This is a genomic window from Alphaproteobacteria bacterium, assembly GCA_018063245.1.
In the GTDB taxonomy this organism is placed as follows: Bacteria; Pseudomonadota; Alphaproteobacteria; order JAGPBS01; family JAGPBS01; genus JAGPBS01.
The window spans coordinates 1-21,408 of record JAGPBS010000014.1; the positions used below are offsets into that span (position 1 = coordinate 1).

The window sequence follows — 21,408 nt, forward strand, 5'->3', positions numbered from 1 at the left end:
TGATGCATATGAGTGAATGGGGTACATAACAAGACTTGATTGCACAGAAAGAGCAGAACGATAACTTGAATCAATGCGCTCAACTTCGCGTGCAATAAGGCCATAGGCAACATAACTTGTGTCAGCACAGCCATAGCCAGAGAGGGTTGAACCAAGAAAGCCCATCTCACCCATTTCGAGATAAATAGCAGGATCAAAGATTTCGTCACGATTGGCTTTGATAATACGCGGTAGGAGTTTCTTTTGACAATATTGACGCGCTTGTGTCTGAATGATTGTCTCATCCTCAGTCAAGAGACTATCAAACGAAAGTGGATCTTGCCAATTGAAGGCCGCTTTGCTTGATTTTTTTCCAGATTTTGTCTCTTGAATTTGGATGAGTTGTTCTGTCATATTTTGTCCTTTTATTTTTTTAAATCACTCGCGTGACTAAAGAATCTAAAAAACTCACTTTCAGGTGATAAAACCATTGTTGTGTCATTGGATCCTAATGATGTTTTATAGGCTTGAAGGCTTCTATAGAAGGAATAGAATTTAGGATCTTTTGAGGTTTCTTTGCTGAGTGTATTGAGGGCTGAAAAATCCCCTTCACCACGAAGAATCTGTGCTTTCTTTTCAGCTTCTGCCAGAATCACGGTTCTTTCACGATCAGCTTTTGCTTTGATTTGCTGCGCTTGCTCTTGTCCTTGAGCTCTGAATTCTGCAGCCTCACGCTCACGCTCAGAGCGCATCCGGGCGAAAATCGCTTGCGATGTTTCTGATGGCAAATCACCACTGCGAATTCGAACATCAACAACTTCGATGCCGAATTTTGAAGCCTCTTCATTCGATTGTGTGTGGATCATGTTCATAATATTAGCACGTTCAGCTGAGAGCACGGCTTGCAGAGTCACATTACCCAACACGCGGCGTAAGGATGAGTTGACAACTGAGTTGAGGCGTTGTTCTGCAATTTTTTCAGACCCAACTGTTTGGTAGAACTTGAGTGGGTCTTTGATTTTGAAGCGCACGAATGAGTCAACATTCAGCCTTTTTTGATCAGAAAGAATCACTTGCTGTATCGGTGGGTCTAGATCTAAGACGCGTTTGTCATAGAAAACAGTATCTTGGATGAATGGCACTTTAAGTTTGAGGCCAGGGTCGCGATAGATTTGTTTTGGATCCCCAAATTGGAGAACAATGGCTTGATCTGTCTCAGTCACTACAAATAAGGATCCACTGAGCAGGATAAACAGAACGAAAACACCGACTATTATTGCAATCAATTTAGAATTCATGTGTATCTCCGTTATTGTTGTTTTGGTGAAGCGGTCGCTTCAGCAGATTCATTTTTAAGCTGATTCAAGGGGAGGTAGGGTACAACACCCTGAGCACCTTGGGCAGACTTGTCAATAATGATTTTAGGGGTGTTCTGTAGGATTGTTTCCATGGCTTCGTAGTAGAGCCTGTCTCCTGTCACAGATTTACTATCTTGATAAGCATCAAGCACAGATTTAAAACGCTTTGCATCACCTTCAGCAAGACGCATCTGTTGATCTTTATAAGCGGCTGCGTTTTCAAGAATGCGCTCAGCATCACCGCGTGCGACGGGAACAATTGAGTTCTGATAGGCTTCTGCTTCATTTCTGAGACGTTCTTTATCGGCACGTGCACGTTGAACATCGTTGAAGGCATCAATAACTGCGGAAGGCGGATCAACTTTTTGAAGCTGCACTTGCGTAATTTCGATCCCTGAGCTGTAGTTATTCAGCATTTCTTGGAGGAGTTGCTGCGTTTTCAATTCAATTTGCTGACGTGCTTCTGTCAAGGCTGGTTGAATTTCTGTTTGGCCAATGACTTCACGCATAGCACTTTCAGCAGCTTTTTTGACGGTACCTTGTGGGTCACGTATTTTGAATAAGAATTCACCTGCATCTTTTACAACCCAGAAAACAGTGAAGTTGATGTCAATGATATTTTCATCACCCGTGAGCATGAGGGATTCATCGCCAAATTCTTTTTTACCAGAGCGATCCATGTCACCATTTTCTGTTCTGTACCCAACCTCAACTTTATTGACGCGCGTTACCTTTGGTGTGTAAACAATTTCGATAGGGGCAGGGAGATGGTAACGAAGGCCTGGCTGTTCTGTGCGGACCATTTTACCAAAACGTTGCACAACGCCTTGTTCATCAGCTGAAACGCGATAGAAGCCAGTTAAAAACCAACCAGCTAGCAAAAGGCTGCCAATAATCAAGACAGTGCTCTGTAAGCCATGGGGGAGAAAAGAACCCATTTTTTCTTTGAATTTTTCAAAGTTTTCATCAAAATCAGGGCCGTTAGATCTGTTAGAGCTTGTTTTACGTTTCGATTTAAAATCGTTAAAGGAGAAAATGTCCTTAAGATCGTTTTCTTTTTTATCATCATCCTCATCATCAGAGTCATAAAAGATAGAACCTTCATCCTCATCTTCGTCATCTTTGTTGGACTTATCCTGTTTTTTCGACCAGGGATTATCAGATTGTGAGTCTTTATCTGAGGTTTTATCTTTTTTTTCTTCTTCATCGTCAGAAGATGGGCCCCATGGGCCTCCTTTATCAGAACCAGATGACATAAATTATTTCCTCATTTTGTTTTCTTGCTTTTGTGTGCGAAAATTTTATAATAGATAAGTTGATTTGTAACTTATTATACGATTATAAGGTAAAGAATATATCATGACGATACAAGAAGAAATAAAAAAAATTCTATCCTATGTATTTCACCCGAAATATCAGAAATCTATTGTTGAACTTGGGTACTTAGAGGCTGTGCACCTTTATCCTGAGAGCAAAACGTTGCGTTGTCTCTTTTCATGTCCTCCTCAAGATGCTTCCTTTCTCTATACAATTGAAAAGAAAATAGAGCAGCTTTTGAAAGAGAAGACAGGCTTTGAGAATGTTCAAATTCTGATCACATCACACCAGCAAATTCAAGAGCCTAAGCCACAGACAAAAACACCGAGCGCTCCTCCTGTTCAAAAAATGGCATTACCACATATGAGGCATATCATTGCGATTGCTTCAGGCAAGGGTGGTGTTGGTAAATCGACAACAGCTGTGAATCTTGCTGTAACCTTCGCGAAGAAGGGATTCAGAATTGGTTTGTTAGATGCTGATATTTATGGTCCATCAATACCAAGAATGACAAGTACGATGGGTCGTCCTGAGATTGAAAAGGCATCTAAAAAACTGATTCCTCATCAAAAATATGGTGTGTCTATCATGTCGATAGGTTACATGACGGATGAAGCAACGCCCATGATTTGGCGTGGGCCTATGGTTCAAACGGCTATTCGCCAAATGATTGAAGATGTAAAATGGCCTGAACTTGATATTCTCTTTATCGATCTGCCGCCAGGAACGGGCGATGCACAATTGACAATGGCTCAAAAAGTCCCGCTCACAGGTGCGATTGTAGTTTCAACGCCGCAGGATATTGCTTTGCTTGATGCCCGCAGAGGGATTGAAATGTTCAAAAAAACGAATGTTCCCATTTTAGGACTCATTGAAAATATGAGTTATTTTGAATGTCCGAACTGTCATCATCAAAGTCACATTTTTAGCCATGATGGTGTAGAAAGCATTGCAAAATCACTTGATATTCCATATTTGGGTGGTTTACCTCTCGATATTAAAATCAGAGAGCAGAGTGATAAGGGCGAGCCCTTTACCCTCGATGGTCAAGTCGGAACGCATTTCCACACTATCATTGAGAATTTGATTACTGAGCTGAGCAGACGAAACATGAAAGTCGCTTAATACTAAGCGCCGTTATTTTTTCACGCGCACTCTTTTGGCGTTAATATCCACTGTGGATTTTTTCCGCTTAGGTTCATTTTGTGGTGACGTTGATTCAGGTTTTGGAGGCGATGTGTTACCTTCCGGCTTTATCGTTTCTGATGCCTGGACTTTATCTAAATAAGTTTGTAATTCAACAAGAGCTTCTTGCGCTTCGTTATGATTTTGCACCGCTGCTTTTTGGAGCCACTCAAGAGCTTTTTGGTAATTGATTTTTATACCGATCCCATTTGTATAACAGCGCCCTAATCTGTATTGAGCATTTTTATGTCCCGCAGTTGCTGCAATATTATAATAAATGAAAGCAGAGACCTCATCGATGCTGAGGCCTTCACCACTTTCATAACAAAGGGCTAGGCTGTATTGCGCTGGCATATAATTTTGAGCTGCAGCTTTTAAGAAATATTCAAAGGCTTTTTCAGGATTTTTTTTGCAGCCTATGCCTTTTTTACAGCAAAGGGCGACATTATATTGAGCCTTTCTATAGCCGAGCTGAGCAGATTTAATAAAAATTCTTGCGGCTGTACGCAGATCTTTTTCACGGCCGAGCCCTTTCTGGTAAAGCAAAGCAATGCAAAAATATGCTTTCGCATGTTGTTGTTTGGCAGCTCTTGATAAAAATTCATAAGCTTGTCCGAAGTTTTGTTCTAACTGTATGCCTTTAAAATAGTAGTATCCTAGTTGAAATAATGCATGAGCATCGTTTTCATTTGCGAGTTGAAACAGTCTTTCAAGTTCGTGCTTCTTTTGTTCTTGGAATTTAACAAGTGCATTTTGAGCCTGATCAAGCCCGAGTGCGGCCGCTTTTTCAAGTAAAATGATGGCTTCTTTTTTATTTGGCTTAATGTTGAATTTGCCGCAGTAGGAATAGTAACTAAGGCCAAATAGAGCAAGCGGATAGTCATAAGAAGCAGCGTTTTTGAGATGCTCTAACCCTCTTGAAATGTCATCATCTGATGCTTTTGGATTGTTTAAGAGAGCGACGCTTTGTTTGTATTGCTCGATTGCATATGGATTGTGCGTAGGTATTTCAAGGGTGACAAGATGGCCCAATAAATCGGTTTCAGGAAGCGTTAGAAGGAAATTGTCATCTGCTTTTTGTTCTTGAACTCTTGGTGCTGGATCTGGAGAGAGAGTGTGTGTGTTAAATTCTAATAAAAGTAAATTAATTTCAGGTAGATTTAAGAAATTAAAAGGATCGAGAGTGGGAGATGGAGTGCTAGGTGTGGGGAAGTGTGACATGCAGATACCCTCATGAATTTTTAATATTAATATTCCGAAAATGTATTATATATCTATAATATTAATATATAAAAGTATATAAGTCAAGGATTAGTTGACTTATATCAGGCATTTTGTGTTGGGAAATAAGCTTTGTGTCAAACATTAAACTTAAAGTGGAAGATATCGCCGTCTTTCACGAGATACTCTTTGCCTTCTTGGCGGAGCTTTCCAGCCTCTTTTGCGCCTTGCTCACCTTTAAACTGAATGAAGTCATCATAGGCGATTGTTTCTGCTTTAATAAAGCCGCGTTCAAAATCGGTGTGAATGACACCTGCAGCTTGTGGGGCTTTGAGGCCCTTTTTGAGAGTCCAAGCTCTTGTTTCTTTTGGGCCTGCGGTGAAGAAGGTAATTTGTTCTAAAAGCTCGTATGCAGAGCGGATGATTTTATGGAGACCAGGTTCAGAAAGCCCTAAGGATGCAATGAAATCGAGCTTATCAGCTTCTTCCAGATTTGCAATTTCAGATTCAATGGCCGCAGAGATAAAGACAGCTTGGGCATTTTGCTCATGTGCCATTGTTTCAACCAGACGTGAGAAGTCATTACCTGTAGCGGCAGCAGACTCTTCAACATTACAGACATATAAAACAGGTTTTGATGTGAGGAGATTGAGCGTACGGAAAGTTGTTTTGTCTTCTTCATTGAGCTTTTCAAAAACATGGCGAGCAGGGAGGCCTTCTTCCAGAACGGGTTTTACCATTTCGATCAATGGCAGAAGCTTTAAGGCTTCTTTATCTTGTGTTTTCGCACGTTTTTGAATGCGGATATATTGCTTTTCAAGGCTCTCAAGGTCCGCAAGCATTAACTCTGTTTCAACGATGGCAGCATCACGCAATGGATCGATATCTCCTTCAACGTGCGTAATGTCTGTATCAACAAAGCATCTCAAGACATGAATAATGGCATTAACCTCACGGATATTTGCAAGGAACTGATTGCCGAGTCCTTCGCCTTTTGATGCGCCTTTAACAAGGCCTGCAATATCAACAAATTCAACTTGGTTGGGAATGACGGCCTCAGAGCTCATAAGCGCTGCAATAAGAGCGAGACGAGCATCGGGCACATCAACAGATCCTGAGTTTGGTTCAATCGTACAAAAGGGGTAATTTGCAGCTTGTGCATTGTGCGTTGCTGTGACTGCGTTAAACAGGGTTGACTTGCCAACATTTGGAAGGCCTATAATACCACATTTAAATCCCATTTTATCCTCGTTTATTGACTCATCTTGGTGCAGATGAGATGCTTTGTTTCTGTTTTTGAACGGCTATTTTATTCATCAGCTTGTCAGCTTGATTTGTGAATAGCATTGTAATGTTTTCACTAAGACCGTTAATTGTATCTTGAATAGCGGTTGCATCTTCATCTGATGGGCGCTGCAGAACATATCTTTCAGTTGGGATATGTGGATTCTCTGATCGACCAATTCCTAATCGAATGCGCCAATAGTTTGGACCAATCGTTTCATCAATGGACTTAAGGCCATTATGTCCACCAGATCCACCGCCTTTTTTAATCCGAATTTTGCCTGGTTCCAGATCAAGATCATCGTGAATAACGTATAAATCTTCAGGATGGAGTTTGAACATTGTCATTAAAGATTGAACAGACTTGCCAGAAAGATTCATATAGGTTTCTGGTTTCATTAAAAAAAGTGTGCAATCATGCTCTTCACCAGCCATGTGAATGTGAATTTCAGTTTTTAAAAAATGGGCGTGGTGCTTGAGTTGGAAATCTTTAGAAGAGAGAGATAGGCGGGATGCAATTGCATCAACCGCCCAAAACCCAATATTATGCCTAGTATCAGCATATTGAGAACCCGGATTCCCAAGACCGATTAAGGCAGCTTGTTTCATTTTTTAGCTTCTTTTGTCTCAGCAGATTTGCCTTCTGCAGCAGCTTCTGCTTCTGGCTCAGCAGCTGTTTCAGATTCTTCTGATTTCAAGCTAGGTGGTGCAATGACGGTTGCAACGGTGAAATCACCAGCAGCAACAGGTTTAACACCTTTTGGAAGATCAAATTGATTGATATGAATTGAATCGCCAACTTCTGAATTTTTCAGATCGAAAATGATTTGTTCAGGAATAGAGCCAGCTTCACATCTAAGGTCAACTGTGTGTGATACGATATTTAAAATACCACCTTTTTTGATGCCTGGGCATGTTTCCATGTTTAAGAATTCAACAGGAACGTGAGCAATAATTTCTGTTTTTGCATTCACGCGCAGGAAATCGAGATGGATTGCAAAATCACTAATTGGATCATATTGAACGTCGCGTGTTAGAACTTGATGTGATTTTCCATCAAGAACAATTTCAACGATGTGGTTCATGAAAGCCTTCGTATGAAGGTGCCTATCAAGTGTTTTTTTAGAAAGATTGATCATTGTAGGTTCTTTTTTATCACCATAAATGACAGCAGGAACATGTCCTTGACGACGAGCTTCACGTGCGGTCCCCTTGCCGGCCTTTGCGCGCTGTGTAGCTTCGATTTTGAGTGTTTCAATCATTAGAAACTCCTAAATGTTAGTGGTTGTAATAACTTCATTTTGTATTTTTGATGAATCAAGAAGCACAAAAGAAGGTCGATTTGCCTCCAGGGGTGCAAAACGATAGATCACATTAATATAACAAAAGCCTTTTTGTCAAGTCTAATATTATGTTTTTTCAGGTTGTCAATTTAATAGGTTGTCAATATCTCTGTTGATAGTATGTACAAATGGAGAACTACTTTTGGGCTGATGGAGGCGAAAATGCCAAAAAAGAATGTCATAAGTCAAGATAGCCGTATGGAGGCTTTCTTAGCAACGGTTGTTGACGGTATTATTACAATCAATGAAAAAGGGATTGTGGAGAGTTTTAACCCTTCCGCTGAACGGATTTTTGGATATAAAGCGAATGAAGTCATTGGCAGAAATGTGAATATGTTAATGCCAGAGCCGTACCACTCTGCGCATGACAACTACCTAAAACATTATCATACAACGGGTGAGAAAAAAGTCATTGGTGTTGGCCGTGAAGTGAAGGCAAGACGGAAAGACGGCAGCATTTTCCCAATGGAGCTGGGGGTTAGTTCTTTCATTGATGGCGATAAACGGATGTTTGTTGGGAGTATTCGAGATATCAGTGAAAAGATGCAGCTCACGCGAGATCTATCATGTCAAGTTGCTTCCATTAATAAAATGCAAGCCGTTGTCGAATTTGACATGGATGGGATAATTTTAACAGCAAATGATGCTTTTTTAAGATTAATGGGAGATATCTTAGAGGATATTCAAGGAAAGCATCATTCTATTTTTGTATCGCTTGAGTATAAAAACACATCTGAATATAAGCAATTTTGGGAGAGTTTGAAGGCTGGAGAATACCAAGTTGCTGAGTATAAAAGATTAGCTAAAGATGGACATGAAGTTTGGATCCAAGGCAGTTATAACCCTATTTTGGATGAAGAGGGGAAGCCTTATAAAATTGTGAAATTTGTTGCCGATATTACAAACAGAAAAGCAGCTGAAGCCGCTCTTAAAGAAAGAGAGGCTCGTATTAGTGCCATTGTTGATTCGACAGTTGATGGGATGATTCTGATTGATGATACTGGTATCGTTCAAACTTTTAACCCAGCTTGTGAGCGAATATTTGGATATAGTGAAAGTGATGTGATTGGAAAAAATGTGAGCATGCTGATGCCGGAGCCATATCGGCATGAGCATAATGGTTATCTTAATAATTACCACACGACGGGCGAAAAAAAGGTTATTGGTGTTGGCCGTGAAGTTGCAGGACGTCGTCAGGATGGGTCTGTTTTTCCTTTAGAGCTATCCGTGGTGCAAATTACGGGTGATGGTAAAAGACTATATTCTGGAATTGTCAGAGATATTACAGAAAGAAAAGCAGCTGAAGCCGCTCTTAAAGAAAGAGAAGCCCGTATTAGTGCTATTGTTGATGCAACGGTTGATGGAATGATTCTGATTGATGATAAAGGGTTTGTTCAGACCTTTAACCCAGCTTGTGAGAGAATATTTGGATATAACTCACGTGATGTGATCGGAAAAAATGTGAGTATGCTAATGCCAGAGCCTTACCGGCATGAGCATGATGGATATCTTCATAATTACCATACGACTGGCTTGAAAAAAGTGATTGGTATTGGCCGTGAAGTCGCAGGGCGACGTCAAGATGGGTCTGTGTTTCCCTTAGAGCTTTCTGTTGTACAAATTATTGGGGACGGGAAGAAATTATATTCAGGGATTGTGAGAGACATAACAGAACGAAAAGCAGCTGAAGAGAAACTCAAAGCCTTTGCAGAAGAAATGGAGGGTAAAAATAAAGAACTAGAAGTTGCTCGCGAACAGGCAGATCATGCGAATAAGATGAAATCAGAATTTTTGGCAACGATGAGTCATGAGATACGGACGCCGATGAATGGTATTATTGGTATGACTGAATTGCTTTTAGGAAGCCAGTTAAATTCAAGGCAGCGTGAATATATTCATACAGTGATGAGCTCTGCCGAAGTTCTTTTAACAATTATCAATGATATTCTTGATTTTTCAAAAATTGAATCTGGGAAAATGGAAATAGAATCGATTCCTTTTGACTTTCTGTCATTGATTGAAGAAACATGCGATCTGATGGCTGTGAAAGCTCGTGAAAAAGGTGTGGAGTTGATTGTTCGATACATTCCTGGTGTTGTTAGCTCAGTTGTTGGGGATCCAACCCGTATCCGTCAGCTTGTGATGAATTTGGTTGGAAATGCAATTAAATTCACGGAAAAAGGACGTATATTAGTCACAATTGATCAAGTGCCGCCAGAATCAGACAACCCAAATGATGTAATGTTAAAAGTGAGTGTGAGCGATACCGGAATTGGTATTCCAGAAGATGTTCAAGAACGGCTCTTTGAAAAATTCTCACAATTAGATACCAAAACGACAAGGAAATATGGTGGTACTGGCCTGGGGCTTGCGATTACAAAACAACTTGTGGATTTAATGGGTGGTACGGTTGGGTTTGAAAGTAAGGAAGGAAAAGGTTCTACATTCCATTTCACAATGCGGTTACAGGCCTTTGCTGAACAGTTGGTTGAAGATTATAAGCATAGTGTTATCGACTTAAAAGGTGTACGTGTCCTGATTGTTGATGATCTGCAGGATAACTTAGTTATTTTGAAAGAGCAGCTTGAATATATAGGAATGGAGTGTGTTTGTTTCTTAGATAGTAAAGAGGCTTTGGATTATATGTTGAAAGCAAAAGAAGAAGGGCATCCAGTTGATATTGCTTTGATTGACTATTTGGTTCCAGGCATGAATGGTGAGGAGCTTGCAAAAGAAATTAAGGCGAAAGACTCACCAATTAAAAATACACCTCTGATCCTGTTTACAGCTCTTGGCGGTTATAACTTCTTTAAACGATTTGCATCAGCGGGTGTTTCTGCCTTTTTATCAAAGCCAATTCATGTGGGGCTTTTGGTCAAAACAATTTCTCAGGTTCTGCAGTCTTGGCAGCAAGGTGGAGATGGTGGCATTTTAACTGTTGATACCGTCCGGACGTATGAAGATAAAACAGATAATATTATGTTTAATAACATTCATGTATTGGTCGTTGAAGACAATCTCGTCAATCAGCTTGTTGCAACAAAAATGCTTGAGAGCATGGGTGTTAAAGTGTCAACCGCCGCAAATGGAAAAGAGTCGATAGATCGGGTGCAAAAAATGCGTTTTGATTTGATCTTTATGGATTGTCAGATGCCGGTTATGGATGGGTTTGAGGCAAGCCGGCTTATAACAGGCATGAAAGAATCAAAAATTATAGAAGACATTCCCATTATTGCTTTGACGGCGAATGCGATGAAAGGTGATAAAGAAAGGTGTTTAGAGGCAGGGATGCTTGATTATATTACCAAGCCAATGCGTAAAGAAGATCTGATTAACAATATTAGGAAATGGATTCCATCTGTTTCAGAATATGAAGGTACGTCAGCAATGGCCCGTACTGCATAACAAGTAGTTTTTTACGACAAAAGTGGATCGAGCTTTCCTTTTTCATCAAGCTCATGCATGTCATCACAACCGCCAATGTGTGTGCCATTGATAAAGATTTGCGGAACAGTTCTTCTCCCGAATGAGCGTTCAACCATCTCTTCAAATTTTTCTTGGTCATAGGTGACGTCATATTCCGTAAAAGCAACTTTTTTCTTGGTGAGAAGCTCTTTTGCTTTTTTGCAATAAGGGCAGTAATCTTTTGTGTAGATTTCAACAGTTGTCATTGATTATCCTTTAAATTTTATTTTGAAGTACATTGACCATATCAGTCATTTTGTTTTTATTGCTAGCAAGGATGTCATTCCCTAAACGATCTTTTACGCCTATGTAAGCTGTCTCTAGTGTTGCAAGCTTAAAAAGGGTTTCTTCTAAAAAAGGAATGAATGCCTTTTGTAACTGAGGAGATTGTAAGAGTGACAAGTGTTTAATCAATTGGTCTGCCTCTAGAATCATTTGATCAAAAGAATCGTCATCTTCATCAAAATCATCAAAATTCTCAAGAGTGAGGAGATCAATTTTTGCATTGAGAGCTGAAAATTGATCTTGAAGTGATTGGATAAATTCAGATTCTAATTCTTTGTGAATCATAAGCGATCTCCCTATGTTGCTTTCAACTATATTTGAAATTTATTGAAGCATCAATAGGGATATTTTAAAAAGGAATTGCAGCCTTTATCCGGCTTGCAGGAATCGCAAGGCCATGCTGTGTTTTCTGATTTTTACTAATGGCGACGTGCATCCCAATGACTTCAATTGTTTTGTCATCATGTGCTATGAAAAAGGGAGAGCCTGAATCACCTTCTGTGCTGTCACAGTCATGAATGAGTAATCTGCCTTTATCTCTTTGACCATAAAGGTGGCAGGTTGAATCAGCCATCAAATAATCAGCACGATCAAAGCTATAACCAGCCCTGATCACGCGCGCGTGAGAGGGAATATTTAAAAGACTTTGAGAAGGTTCATCAGATAAAGTGATGGGGAGTAATGGCAGAGATGATGAGAGTTTCAAGATAGCCCAGTCATTTGCAAACATTGATGTTTCATCAGCTCTATTATAAACGTATTCAGGTGAAAAGAAGATAGAGTCAATGCGCGATTCGCCATCATTTTCAGTGCCGTGGACACCGGCATAAAAGGTAAGATTTTTTGGCGATAGAGGCGTTCCTGTGTTTGCATTGTAAAGACAATGAGCAACAGTGAGAACATATCGTTCATGAATGAGTGTTCCCGTGCAATAGCCATCATCATTGCGAATCACTTTGCCAATGGATGACCAGGGCCAGTTGTTTTGATGCATCACAATACGATCATCCGTGCCAACAATGCCATGAATTTTTTCTTTAGCTGCATAGGCGTAAAGAGCAATAAAGATAAAGAAAATGCCTAAGAGGATTTTGGAGAGTGTTTGTGCGCTCATATTCAGACTCATTCTTTTTCGATAGGTTAACATGAAATCATTAAAAAAAGAATGGAAAGACAAAAGAGAGACAATAAAAAACCCACCAAATGGTGGGTTTTTTGTTTATGACTTGCGTCTTTATTTTCTGTCGCCTAAAAGACGAAGGAGAGCTAAGAACAAGTTTAAGAAGTTAAGATATAAAGAGAGTGCACCCATGATAGCCACTTTTTGATTGGCTTCTGAACCATAGCTTTCATCGTACATTTCTTTAATACGTTGTGTGTCCCAAGCTGTAAGACCAATAAAGACAACAACAGAGATTAAGGAAATTGCGAAATCAAGGCCACTTGATTTCATGAAGAGGTTGACAATACTCGCAATAATGATGCCGAAGAGGCCCATCATCATAAAGCTGCCCATTGAAGCAAGGTCTTTTTTTGTTGTGTAGCCATACAAAGAAGTTGCTGCGAACATGCCAGATGAGATAAAGAACACCTTAACAATGCTGCCGCCCGTATAGATCATAAAGATCCACGAAATGGAAACGCCCATGACGGCGCAGAAAGCCCAGAAGATGGTTTGTGCTTTTGATGCGCTTATGTCTTGAATCTTGAATGACAAGAAAAAGACAAAGCCGAGAGGAGCAAGCATCACAACCCATTGAAGAGGGGTTCCGAAGATTGCATTCATCAGAGCAGGCGATGTTGATGTTAAAAAGGCAATGAGTCCGCTGATACCAAGACCCGCTGTCATATAGTTATAAACGCGCAGCATTTGCTGACGTAAGCCCTCATCATAGGCTTGCTGATCAGAAATGGCCGCTGTTTGTGGTTTTCTGTAATTGACCATTGTTTTGTTTCCTTTACAATTTATGAGAACGGTGAACGTTCTTACTTATAAATGGGTATTCTTCATTTTAGTTACAAGATATTTTACGTATCTTTTTTGCAAAAAGATAGTTCTATTTTTATCGAGAGCATGCAGTTCCTTGATTCTGCCCTAAGTAAAGAGCTGCTCTGACGCCGCTATCGGCACCATATTTGCCAAGAGTAATCTTGGTTGATAAAGGGGCTAGGTGAGCATTGCTTTTCAGTCTTGATTCAAGTTCTTCAGTCAGATTCGGCAAGCATTTCAAGCCGCCTCCGATGATGATAATGTCCGGATCAACGGTGAGTAGGATGAGTCCCAGATTTTCAGCGAGCGCATCAAGATAGAGCCTATAGGCTTGCATCGCTTCGAGTTCGTTTTGATGAATTTTGCGCACCACTTCTTTGCTATCAGTCAGTTTTACGCCAGTGAGCATCTCGTATCGCCTGGTAAGGCCACGGGATGAGAATTCAAAATCCATGCAGCCTGTTTGACCGCAAGCACAAGGAACAGCGTCGCCATCTCTCTCTTTTTTTCTGTAGGGCATAGGAATGTGTCCCCATTCGCCTGCAAGATGATTTGCACCGGCAAGAATTTGTTTGTTCGCAACAATCCCGCCGCCAAGGCCCGTTCCGAGGATCAATCCAAAAACCAGTTTTTCTTCAGCACCATTGCCATTAAGAGCTTCAGACAAAGCAAAGCAATTAGCGTCATTTTCAAGTGTTGGTGCAAAGCCAAAGATTTCTGTCAGATCTTTATTGAGATCGTGCCCTGCTAAAAAGGGAAGATTGGCTGCCTTGATTTCAATTTGTTGAGAGTTTTTGTGTTTCAGAATGCGGCCAGCAATTGAAATGCCGAGCGTATAGGGTGCACTTGGATCTGGGCGCGCTTTTTGGACCATGTTTTTTATTTGACCAAGAAATGCGGAATAATTTTTTTCAACAGGCTCTTGCGTGTGAGAGAGCTCTTCTCCTTTTGAATTTTGGGCAAGGAGAGAAATTTTTGTGCCGCCAATATCGAGTCCAATATGGTACATTTATGGTGTTTCCTTATGTTTTGATTGATAATCTGCAATCCATTTGAGAAAAGAGTTTGGTGAAAGGGCTGGGGAGTATAAATAACCCTGACCGTGTGTGCAGCCCATTTCAATGAGGCTTTTTTGTTGCTCAGTGTTCTCAATGCCTTCTGCGCAAGTGGTCATTTTCATTTTTGTTGCGATTTCAAAAATAACTTCAAGGATCATTTTTGTTTTCGTGTCTTCAGGGAGTTTGACGACCATCGCCTTTTCAATTTTGATTTCTTTAAAAGGAAGATCCATGAGTCTTAAGAGAGATGAGTGACCTGTTCCAAAATCATCAATTGAGAGCTCAATGCCCATTTGAGAGAGCCTTTGGAGATAGTCTTTCACCGGATTTAAGTCTGACATAGCTGTCTGTTCTGTCACTTCAAAAATTAAATGATGAACAATATCATGATAGGCCTCTAAGAGCGGAAAGACTTTGTCATAAAAAGGCAGATGCGTCATGCAAAGGGCAGGGACATTGACTGAAATTTTCAGCATTGGAATCCCGAGCCCTGACCAATATTTGATATCTTCTAGTGCTTTTTCAATGACATAAAGGGTTAAAGTTTCATGCAGATTCTCTCGTTCGATGAGAGGCAAAATCTGATTTGGCATAATGAGCCCCTTACTTGGGTGTTCCCAGCGTAAAAGTCCTTCAGCGCCGTAAAGCATCTTTGATTTCAGATGTATTTTGGGTTGATAGTAAAGGTGTATTTGTTTGCCTGATAGCGCATCATTAAAATCTTCAAGTGAGATAATGTCTTGATCGTGTATCAGCAATGAAAAAAGTGAGTTTGGTTTTTCTTCAAGCTGTTTGAGCGGAATCGTGTGCCTGATTGTCAAGCCTTTTTCTGCAAAGGTTTGAGGAAGTGTCGATTTTTCATCACGCGTTGCTAAGATAAATGTTGTTTGATAGAAGTAAATTGCTTGCTTGAGAAAGACACTAAAGGTTTCACTTGGCTGATTTTCTGGCATATCCATTAACAGAACAAAGTTGGGTCTTTGCATTTTCGCATAAAGACTGGCTTGCCATTTTTCAGTTACGCAGATTGCAATATATTGATTCAGCAGCGCTTTTTGACAGATCTGTTTTGATAGATATCCTGATGGATTGAAGATGAAAAGTCTTTTCTCTGTCATGTTTTTTTGAATAGGGTTGATTTGAATTGGGATCTGTTTCATAGTATAATGCAAAAAACGCGTAGGGGATAGGTCTAATTATTCCATCAAAAATAAATGAGGATAAAATGCTCAAAAGAATCTTTTTCATCGTCTTATTCACTCTCGTTGGTATTGGTGTGATCTTTGCCTTTTTCGGTCTGAAAAAAAATCTAGAGATGACTCAACAAGCAAAATTATCTAGTTTTGAGGCTACGCCTAACATTTTTCCAGCGCCAGCTGATTTGGGTGGTCCCTTTACATTGCTGACGCACAAGGGTGAATTAGTCACAGATAAAACTTTCCACGGGAAGGTTGTTTTGATGTTTTTCGGTTATACCTATTGCCCTGACTATTGCCCAATGGAACTCCAAAATCTCACAGAGGTTTTAAAATTGCTTGATAAGGATCGTTTGGGCGACAAGGTTCAGCCCATTTTCATAACAATTGATCCGCGGCGCGATACAAAGGAACTGCTTGCTGGTTTTGTTAAAAGATATGATCCCCGTGTGGTTGCATTGACAGGAAAGGATGAAGATCTTGAATCCTTGCGCAAGGCCTACAAAGTCTTTACGTCAAAAGTTGATGATGGATCAGACTTCTACCTCATGGATCATTCAACATTTTTATACCTCATTGATCAACAAGGAAAACTTGTATCAATGGTTCGCTATGGCACAGAACCAGCAGAGATTGCTGCTGCGGTCAAAGAGCTGTTGATGAATTAGCCTATGAGGCGTGTGGTGTTTTTTCCCAATTGATCACAACATCCTGTTTCACAAATCCCAATTTTTTGAGAACAGCAAGCACGTGGTCTCTTGTGATTTCGATTCGTACTTTATCAGTGTCACTTTCTTCATCATAATCGTAGTGAACGCCATATTCTGCAGGATTGAGCTGGTTGTTTACCAGCCATCCGTAGTAGCCATCTAGAGCTTCATCTCCTTCAAAGACTTTAAGAGGTCTTTCTGATTGAGCGGCTTTGATTTGTGCGCTGGAGAGTTGTCGAGACTGATCCCCTTCTGCATGCGCATAGTTAGGGAGCAGTTTTAAATCCTCATTTGTTCTGAAGTGTTTTAAAAGTCTTTCAACGAGAAGTCTGGGGGTGAAATGCTTTTCAAAAGTCACCAAAATACGTTGGATTTGAGAGAAATGAGAGAAGCGAGAGATATCTTCTTGGAAAGATGTGAGTTTTGGAAAACCGAAAAGATCTCTGAGTACAAATTCAAAAAGTGCAGATCTATGTGCTCCATGGACCAGAATAAGACTTTTATTGTTGTACGCTTCATCTTTATAGCAGCGATGATTGTCTTCGCTGCAATTCACAGCCTGAATCAAGGCTGTATTCATGACATTATGGACAACGGCATTGACTGTACTTTCAAAAGTACCATCTATTTGATTATAGCCAAGCAATAATGATTTAACAGCTGTATTAAAACCAGCGTCTTGTCCTGTTGGGCAGATAGTGAGTGCTTTCATGAGAATGCCAAGGTTGACACGAAAGAGATATGGATCTGTTATTTTTTCAAGAGCCTCGATCATATGTTTGAGCAAATTGATCCATTCAGGGATTAACTCTTTGCTCGGCAGCCAAGGTGTTTTTCCTTTTTGTTCTTCTGCCGTTAAAGCGAGAAGAGATTGATGTTTTGTTGCGTCGGGTTCTTTTGCGTTTTCACTTTGGATCTGAGTATTGATGAGTGTTTTCAAAAATCGCATAACAGTTACGGTTACTTTTTGAGTCGCTTCTGTTAAGCTCATTTTTGCATATTCAGAGCGATCAAATTCCATTTGATCATTAGCGACAACGGCTTGAATCGCATAATAGTTAGGGCTTTTTTCGTCCACAAAATTAATTTGATTTATAAGGCTTTGAAAGCGAGTTGCAACATTTTGATGTGGCCATTCTAGAGTTGGAAATTCCCTTGGGGCGATCACTCTCAGATGATCTAAATGCAGCGGCTGACTTTTATCCTGTTCGAATAATTTATGTGAGAACTCAATGATAAGAGATATGGCTTCTTTATAAAGTTGAGGCGGCATTTGATCTAAGAATAAAGCAAGACAATAGTATATCAGATCAGAATCATCTATTTTATTGAGGTTTTCTCTAATGCAATTTATCAGAAAAGCACTATTTTCATTCGGGGTCATGAATTTCGTGTAAATCGACATGAGAAGACAGGTGCTATGAAGATGATTAAGATTTTCATTGCTCGTCTCTATAATCAGTAATAGTAGATCTCTTGAGTATTTATGTGGCTGAAAAATTGCAATATCTATCTTGCCTGTTTCCAGTATTTTGATGAGGAGTGTTTTCATTTTTTCTTTGAGTGCCTGCAGGCGTTCCGGTTGGTTTTTCAATTTTTCATAGAGATTCATTGAGAATTTCAGAGAGATATCTGAACTCATTTGATCGGTTATGATTAAGTGATAAATGTCTGAAGAATATTTTTCTTCAAAGATTCGATCTGTATTAATGAACAGAAACTTGAGCGCAAGACCGGTCAGATCGTTAGATAATGGATATTTATCAAGATAAGTTGATACATAATTATAAGGAAGCTCAGCAACGAGAAATCCATAAATATATGATGTTTTATTTATATTGGGGATAGGTGTTTCATGCATTTTTCTTAAAAATGCTCTTTTTTGAGGTGCTAATAAGGTGAGTTTTGAATTAAGATCTAACTTTTGATTATTCTGTCTCTTCTTTTGGGCAATTTCATGTAAGAGAGATAGGTATACAAGACATTCAGGACTTGAGAGGTTATCGTGTAATTGATAATGTCTGCGTAAAAGATAAAGAAGGCACTCGAGATTTTTTTGACGGATATAGGGTGAATCTTGCGCGTTTTTTAGATCTGCTAGAGTTCGTTTTATTTTTTGGGTCATTGCATTTAGGAACTGTGCGATTTCCTCTCTATAAGCCAGATCCGTACCTTGAGAGAGTAAATCAGAGAAATAGGTAGCAAGCGGGATATCAAGGTGTGATACTTCTGTATGAGCAGAGAGCCTACTGAAAATAAATAAGGCATGGTTGTGAATCTGAGGGGCAATAGCCAGATCAGGATTCATTGTTTTTAAGAACAATAAATCGCTTAAATAGGAACCGCATGCAGGATTAGCTATATTTGTTCTGTTTTGAGTTTCTATTGACTCTAAGAGTTCTTGACTCAAAAGAAGTGCGCGTTGATTGCTCAGGTCACATGGGTCAGTTTGTTTTAGTTTTGCGATGTTTATCGCGCGTTGTACGCGAGGTTGACCTGGGTTCTCAAAGGAATTAAGCTCCGTAAAGATAGGATCTGATTCGCGGTAGATCTGAAAAGAGGGCTGAACAAAATAGGTCTGAATGATTTTTTGCATGACTTGATTTTCAGTCTTCTGAAAATAGACGTAAAGAGCGCTGATTCGGTCAAGTAAATGCTGTTCACTTATTTCAGCTAAAACACCGGAGGCTTTAAGTTTTGCCATCGATTGGTGAAATGTGTCTATATCTTTTTGAGATGGTTCTGTTGATGTTTTTTCAGATTGGGACTTGAGGTCTTCGAGACTTTCTATAATGTTATTTACAAAAGGAAGGAGGGCTTCTTTCTTTTGAATCTTAATCATTTTTACAATCAGAAAATTTCTTTCGGGGCTTGGCAATGTATTTAAGAAATCACGTAAATCATCTTGTTTGTCTTTAAACTGATCAAAAAAAGAATGCCATATCAAATCTTCATCATATGCTGAAAAGAAGTCTTGTCTCACTAAGCCATCAATGAGGCGTTCTGGTTGATTTGCTGAATATTCAACAAAGGCGCGTTTATCTTGAAGCAATTCTGCAGCAACTTTTTCATCAAATACTCCAAATGAGTCGGTTAGTCGGTGTAATATTTTCATAAATCCTGTATAGAGCATGGAGATTAAGTATCCTGGGTGCTCTGTATTTGCAAATTGATCCTTGTAATGACGATAGAGAGATAGGCATGCCTCTCTCAGGATCTCCATTGGGTATTCATCTCTCTCGTGCGGTTTGGGCGGTGTGGATCTTTGAAGGTGTGCTATATAAAAACAAATAAAATGAGAGATTAAGAAAGGATCAAGAGCATTTTCGCCTGTAGACTGACTTGAAACATGAGTCAAAAGATGCTCAATCGCCGATTTTGTCATGCCGTCAGATTCTTCTAGAAGCGTCTCTTTATCCACCCTGTGTTTCAAGATTGCATATGAGGCTCTTGCGCAGTGAGGATGGCTTAAATCCTGACTGATTTCAGTCATTTCTTGTTGTACTCTTTTTAAAACCGAAAGGTCTAAAATAGTGAGAGTCTTTTCATCTTGCTTTGTTGGATCTTGTCCTTCAATCAGCGGTTTTAAGTCAGGATTAAAACATAATGACCCATATAGAAAGAAGCATTCTCTATAGAGAGGATGATCTTCTTGGCATAAAATATGAGTTTGTACATAATTAAAAACAGCTTTAGCTGTTTGATTGTAATGAGTGATCAGCTTTTTGAGTTCAACATAAGGTAAATTTAATAAAAAAAGAGCAATTTTATTCTTATGATCTAAGGTATCAGAAAGCCTGGTTTGAAAGAGTAGATGAATTTGACTGATGATCTGCTTGCTTTCGTAACTCTCTGTAAGGGGTTTCATAACGAGCGTGACTGCAATAGCGAGAGGGAAAAGAGGGTGATTAGGCTGGCTGATCAGGGGGCGCATTTTTCCAAGGATGTTTTCACTTTCTAAGGGTGAATTGAATAGATGAAGAATTTCTTCAGCAATTTTATAGGGTTGTGCGTCACATGGAACGGCTCCATCCATCACAGCTAGTAAATATTGTTTGTGTTGTGCGGCAGCTCTATTCGATTCTTCAACAGCGCGACGAGGGGAATCTATTCTGCTAGGATAATCAGGCGTTTGGTCGAGGTCGGCTCTCGGTCTTTTACGGCGAACAGTTCTTAGCCCAATGGTTTCATCTTCAGGTTGCGGGTTCGCTTCGGTTTGTGGTGCTGCACGTGGTTGCTCAGGATTAGCAGCGTCAATCGCCGGATTTTGAGGGGCTTGTGCATCTTGCTGAATTGGGTTGTCGTGATTTTGTATTTGATGAATATTTGCCATGTTGAATCCTTTGATTAAAATATAATTGTGTAAAATTTAGTTTATTATATGGGTAAATAAATTAATGTCAAGAGATAAGTGTGGTTTGTGGGGGTGAATCTGTTTGCATTTTGTGGTTTTGTTTTATATGATTCGGATCAGGATGTAGAGCAGCTGCTCTCGTTCAAGACTTTTTATCAATAAGAATAAGGAATAAATCAATGAAAAAATTGTTTGGAGCTCTTGTATTTTCTGTCGTTGCTTTGAGTGGGGCTGTTGCCGCTGCTCATGGATATAATCATGGCGATGTAACAATTACGCACCCATGGACAAAAGAATCAGCAGAAGGTCAAAAAAATGCTGGTATCTTTATGGAAATCACAGCAAAAGGAATTGAAAAAGATGCACTGATCCGTGCTGAAACAGATGCTGCTGAAAAAGTTGAATTGCATGCTCACATTCATGAAAATGGGGTGATGAAAATGCGCGCTGTTGAGAAGATGGACATTGTCCCTGGTGAAAAATTAGAACTAAAACCAGGTAGTTATCATGTCATGCTTTTTAATCTAAAAAAGCCATTTGTGAAGGGGGAAGAAGTGCCAGTGACTTTGTACTTTGAAAAAGCCGGTAAGATTGAGGTTGTGGCTAAAGTTGAGGCTCATGATTTTAAAGGAACACATAAACATCACGCACACTAAATTTATA

The 21,408-nt window shown here is 39.7% G+C and carries 18 protein-coding genes; 4 read left to right on the plus strand and 14 right to left on the minus strand.

Features of this window, described 5'->3' with window-relative positions:
• The 3 genes from KBF71_02985 to hflK form a co-directional block, all read right to left on the minus strand.
• The coding region (locus tag KBF71_02985; protein ID MBP9877282.1) for an acyl-CoA dehydrogenase family protein at positions 1-393 on the minus strand (393 nt) is incomplete at its 3' end.
• Between the two features lie 11 nt (positions 394-404).
• The gene (gene hflC, locus KBF71_02990; protein MBP9877283.1) at positions 405-1,277 is read right to left on the minus strand and encodes a protease modulator HflC; all 873 of its coding nucleotides are present in this window, start codon (positions 1,275-1,277) and stop codon (positions 405-407) included.
• 11 nt (positions 1,278-1,288) lie between these two features.
• Complete coding sequence (gene hflK, locus KBF71_02995; GenBank protein MBP9877284.1) at positions 1,289-2,275, minus strand: FtsH protease activity modulator HflK; 987 nt, start codon at positions 2,273-2,275, stop codon at positions 1,289-1,291.
• A 421-nt stretch (positions 2,276-2,696) separates the two neighbouring features.
• Here hflK and KBF71_03000 point away from each other — a divergent pair, with 421 nt between their 5' ends.
• Positions 2,697-3,779, plus strand: a complete 1,083-nt coding sequence (locus tag KBF71_03000; GenBank protein ID MBP9877285.1) for an Mrp/NBP35 family ATP-binding protein — start codon at positions 2,697-2,699, stop codon at positions 3,777-3,779.
• A gap of 12 nt (positions 3,780-3,791) precedes the next feature.
• On the opposite strand, the gene KBF71_03005 is transcribed toward KBF71_03000, so the two are convergent.
• The 4 genes from KBF71_03005 to KBF71_03020 all read right to left on the minus strand — a co-directional run bounded on the left by KBF71_03005 (position 3,792) and on the right by KBF71_03020 (position 7,606).
• Positions 3,792-5,060 (minus strand): sel1 repeat family protein, encoded by a 1,269-nt coding sequence (locus KBF71_03005; GenBank protein ID MBP9877286.1) that lies wholly within the window; start codon positions 5,058-5,060, stop codon positions 3,792-3,794.
• A 137-nt stretch (positions 5,061-5,197) separates the two neighbouring features.
• The gene (gene ychF / locus KBF71_03010) at positions 5,198-6,301 is read right to left on the minus strand and encodes a redox-regulated ATPase YchF (GenBank protein MBP9877287.1); all 1,104 of its coding nucleotides are present in this window, start codon (positions 6,299-6,301) and stop codon (positions 5,198-5,200) included.
• 19 nt (positions 6,302-6,320) lie between these two features.
• Positions 6,321-6,953, minus strand: a complete 633-nt coding sequence (locus tag KBF71_03015) for an aminoacyl-tRNA hydrolase (GenBank protein MBP9877288.1) — start codon at positions 6,951-6,953, stop codon at positions 6,321-6,323.
• Positions 6,950-7,606, minus strand: coding sequence for a 50S ribosomal protein L25/general stress protein Ctc (locus KBF71_03020; GenBank protein ID MBP9877289.1), 657 nt, complete (start codon positions 7,604-7,606; stop codon positions 6,950-6,952). The genes KBF71_03015 and KBF71_03020 overlap by 4 nt, the downstream gene beginning before the upstream one ends.
• A gap of 243 nt (positions 7,607-7,849) precedes the next feature.
• On the opposite strand from KBF71_03020, the gene KBF71_03025 reads away from it, so the two are divergent.
• Complete coding sequence (locus tag KBF71_03025; GenBank protein ID MBP9877290.1) at positions 7,850-11,092, plus strand: PAS domain S-box protein; 3,243 nt, start codon at positions 7,850-7,852, stop codon at positions 11,090-11,092.
• 11 nt (positions 11,093-11,103) lie between these two features.
• Here KBF71_03025 and grxC read toward each other — a convergent pair whose 3' ends face one another.
• The 6 genes from grxC to KBF71_03055 all read right to left on the minus strand — a co-directional run bounded on the left by grxC (position 11,104) and on the right by KBF71_03055 (position 15,645).
• Complete coding sequence (gene grxC / locus KBF71_03030) at positions 11,104-11,358, minus strand: glutaredoxin 3 (GenBank protein MBP9877291.1); 255 nt, start codon at positions 11,356-11,358, stop codon at positions 11,104-11,106.
• 10 nt (positions 11,359-11,368) lie between these two features.
• Positions 11,369-11,722: a hypothetical protein gene (locus KBF71_03035; GenBank protein ID MBP9877292.1), complete on the minus strand. Its 354-nt coding sequence runs from the start codon at positions 11,720-11,722 to the stop codon at positions 11,369-11,371.
• A 64-nt stretch (positions 11,723-11,786) separates the two neighbouring features.
• Complete coding sequence (locus KBF71_03040) at positions 11,787-12,551, minus strand: trypsin-like serine protease (GenBank protein ID MBP9877293.1); 765 nt, start codon at positions 12,549-12,551, stop codon at positions 11,787-11,789.
• A gap of 120 nt (positions 12,552-12,671) precedes the next feature.
• Positions 12,672-13,382 carry a Bax inhibitor-1/YccA family protein gene (locus tag KBF71_03045; GenBank protein MBP9877294.1) on the minus strand — a complete coding sequence of 237 codons (711 nt, stop codon included), beginning with the start codon at positions 13,380-13,382 and terminating at the stop codon, positions 12,672-12,674.
• A gap of 118 nt (positions 13,383-13,500) precedes the next feature.
• Positions 13,501-14,436 carry an ROK family protein gene (locus KBF71_03050; GenBank protein ID MBP9877295.1) on the minus strand — a complete coding sequence of 312 codons (936 nt, stop codon included), beginning with the start codon at positions 14,434-14,436 and terminating at the stop codon, positions 13,501-13,503.
• Positions 14,437-15,645: an EAL domain-containing protein gene (locus KBF71_03055; GenBank protein ID MBP9877296.1), complete on the minus strand. Its 1,209-nt coding sequence runs from the start codon at positions 15,643-15,645 to the stop codon at positions 14,437-14,439.
• Positions 15,646-15,710: 65 nt separating this feature from the next.
• Between KBF71_03055 and KBF71_03060 the strand changes: the two genes are divergently transcribed.
• Positions 15,711-16,349: an SCO family protein gene (locus KBF71_03060; GenBank protein MBP9877297.1), complete on the plus strand. Its 639-nt coding sequence runs from the start codon at positions 15,711-15,713 to the stop codon at positions 16,347-16,349.
• Between the two features lies 1 nt (position 16,350).
• On the opposite strand, the gene KBF71_03065 is transcribed toward KBF71_03060, so the two are convergent.
• Positions 16,351-20,724, minus strand: coding sequence for a hypothetical protein (locus KBF71_03065; protein MBP9877298.1), 4,374 nt, complete (start codon positions 20,722-20,724; stop codon positions 16,351-16,353).
• A 200-nt stretch (positions 20,725-20,924) separates the two neighbouring features.
• Here KBF71_03065 and KBF71_03070 point away from each other — a divergent pair, with 200 nt between their 5' ends.
• Complete coding sequence (locus KBF71_03070) at positions 20,925-21,401, plus strand: copper chaperone PCu(A)C (GenBank protein MBP9877299.1); 477 nt, start codon at positions 20,925-20,927, stop codon at positions 21,399-21,401.
• Positions 21,402-21,408 lie beyond the last annotated feature (7 nt).

Bases quoted from the DNA above. Each gene is read 5' to 3' on its own strand.
- hflC (MBP9877283.1), bottom strand. From the start codon at position 1,277: ATGAATTCTAAATTGATTGCAATAATAGTCGGTGTTTTCGTTCTGTTT.
- hflK (MBP9877284.1), bottom strand. From the start codon at position 2,275: ATGGGTTCTTTTCTCCCCCATGGCTTACAGAGCACTGTCTTGATTATT.
- KBF71_03000 (MBP9877285.1), top strand. From the start codon at position 2,697: ATGACGATACAAGAAGAAATAAAAAAAATTCTATCCTATGTATTTCAC.
- KBF71_03005 (MBP9877286.1), bottom strand. From the start codon at position 5,060: ATGTCACACTTCCCCACACCTAGCACTCCATCTCCCACTCTCGATCCT.
- ychF (MBP9877287.1), bottom strand. From the start codon at position 6,301: ATGGGATTTAAATGTGGTATTATAGGCCTTCCAAATGTTGGCAAGTCA.
- KBF71_03015 (MBP9877288.1), bottom strand. From the start codon at position 6,953: ATGAAACAAGCTGCCTTAATCGGTCTTGGGAATCCGGGTTCTCAATAT.
- KBF71_03020 (MBP9877289.1), bottom strand. From the start codon at position 7,606: ATGATTGAAACACTCAAAATCGAAGCTACACAGCGCGCAAAGGCCGGC.
- KBF71_03025 (MBP9877290.1), top strand. From the start codon at position 7,850: ATGCCAAAAAAGAATGTCATAAGTCAAGATAGCCGTATGGAGGCTTTC.
- grxC (MBP9877291.1), bottom strand. From the start codon at position 11,358: ATGACAACTGTTGAAATCTACACAAAAGATTACTGCCCTTATTGCAAA.
- KBF71_03035 (MBP9877292.1), bottom strand. From the start codon at position 11,722: ATGATTCACAAAGAATTAGAATCTGAATTTATCCAATCACTTCAAGAT.
- KBF71_03040 (MBP9877293.1), bottom strand. From the start codon at position 12,551: ATGAGCGCACAAACACTCTCCAAAATCCTCTTAGGCATTTTCTTTATC.
- KBF71_03045 (MBP9877294.1), bottom strand. From the start codon at position 13,382: ATGGTCAATTACAGAAAACCACAAACAGCGGCCATTTCTGATCAGCAA.
- KBF71_03050 (MBP9877295.1), bottom strand. From the start codon at position 14,436: ATGTACCATATTGGACTCGATATTGGCGGCACAAAAATTTCTCTCCTT.
- KBF71_03055 (MBP9877296.1), bottom strand. From the start codon at position 15,645: ATGAAACAGATCCCAATTCAAATCAACCCTATTCAAAAAAACATGACA.
- KBF71_03060 (MBP9877297.1), top strand. From the start codon at position 15,711: ATGCTCAAAAGAATCTTTTTCATCGTCTTATTCACTCTCGTTGGTATT.
- KBF71_03065 (MBP9877298.1), bottom strand. From the start codon at position 20,724: ATGGCAAATATTCATCAAATACAAAATCACGACAACCCAATTCAGCAA.
- KBF71_03070 (MBP9877299.1), top strand. From the start codon at position 20,925: ATGAAAAAATTGTTTGGAGCTCTTGTATTTTCTGTCGTTGCTTTGAGT.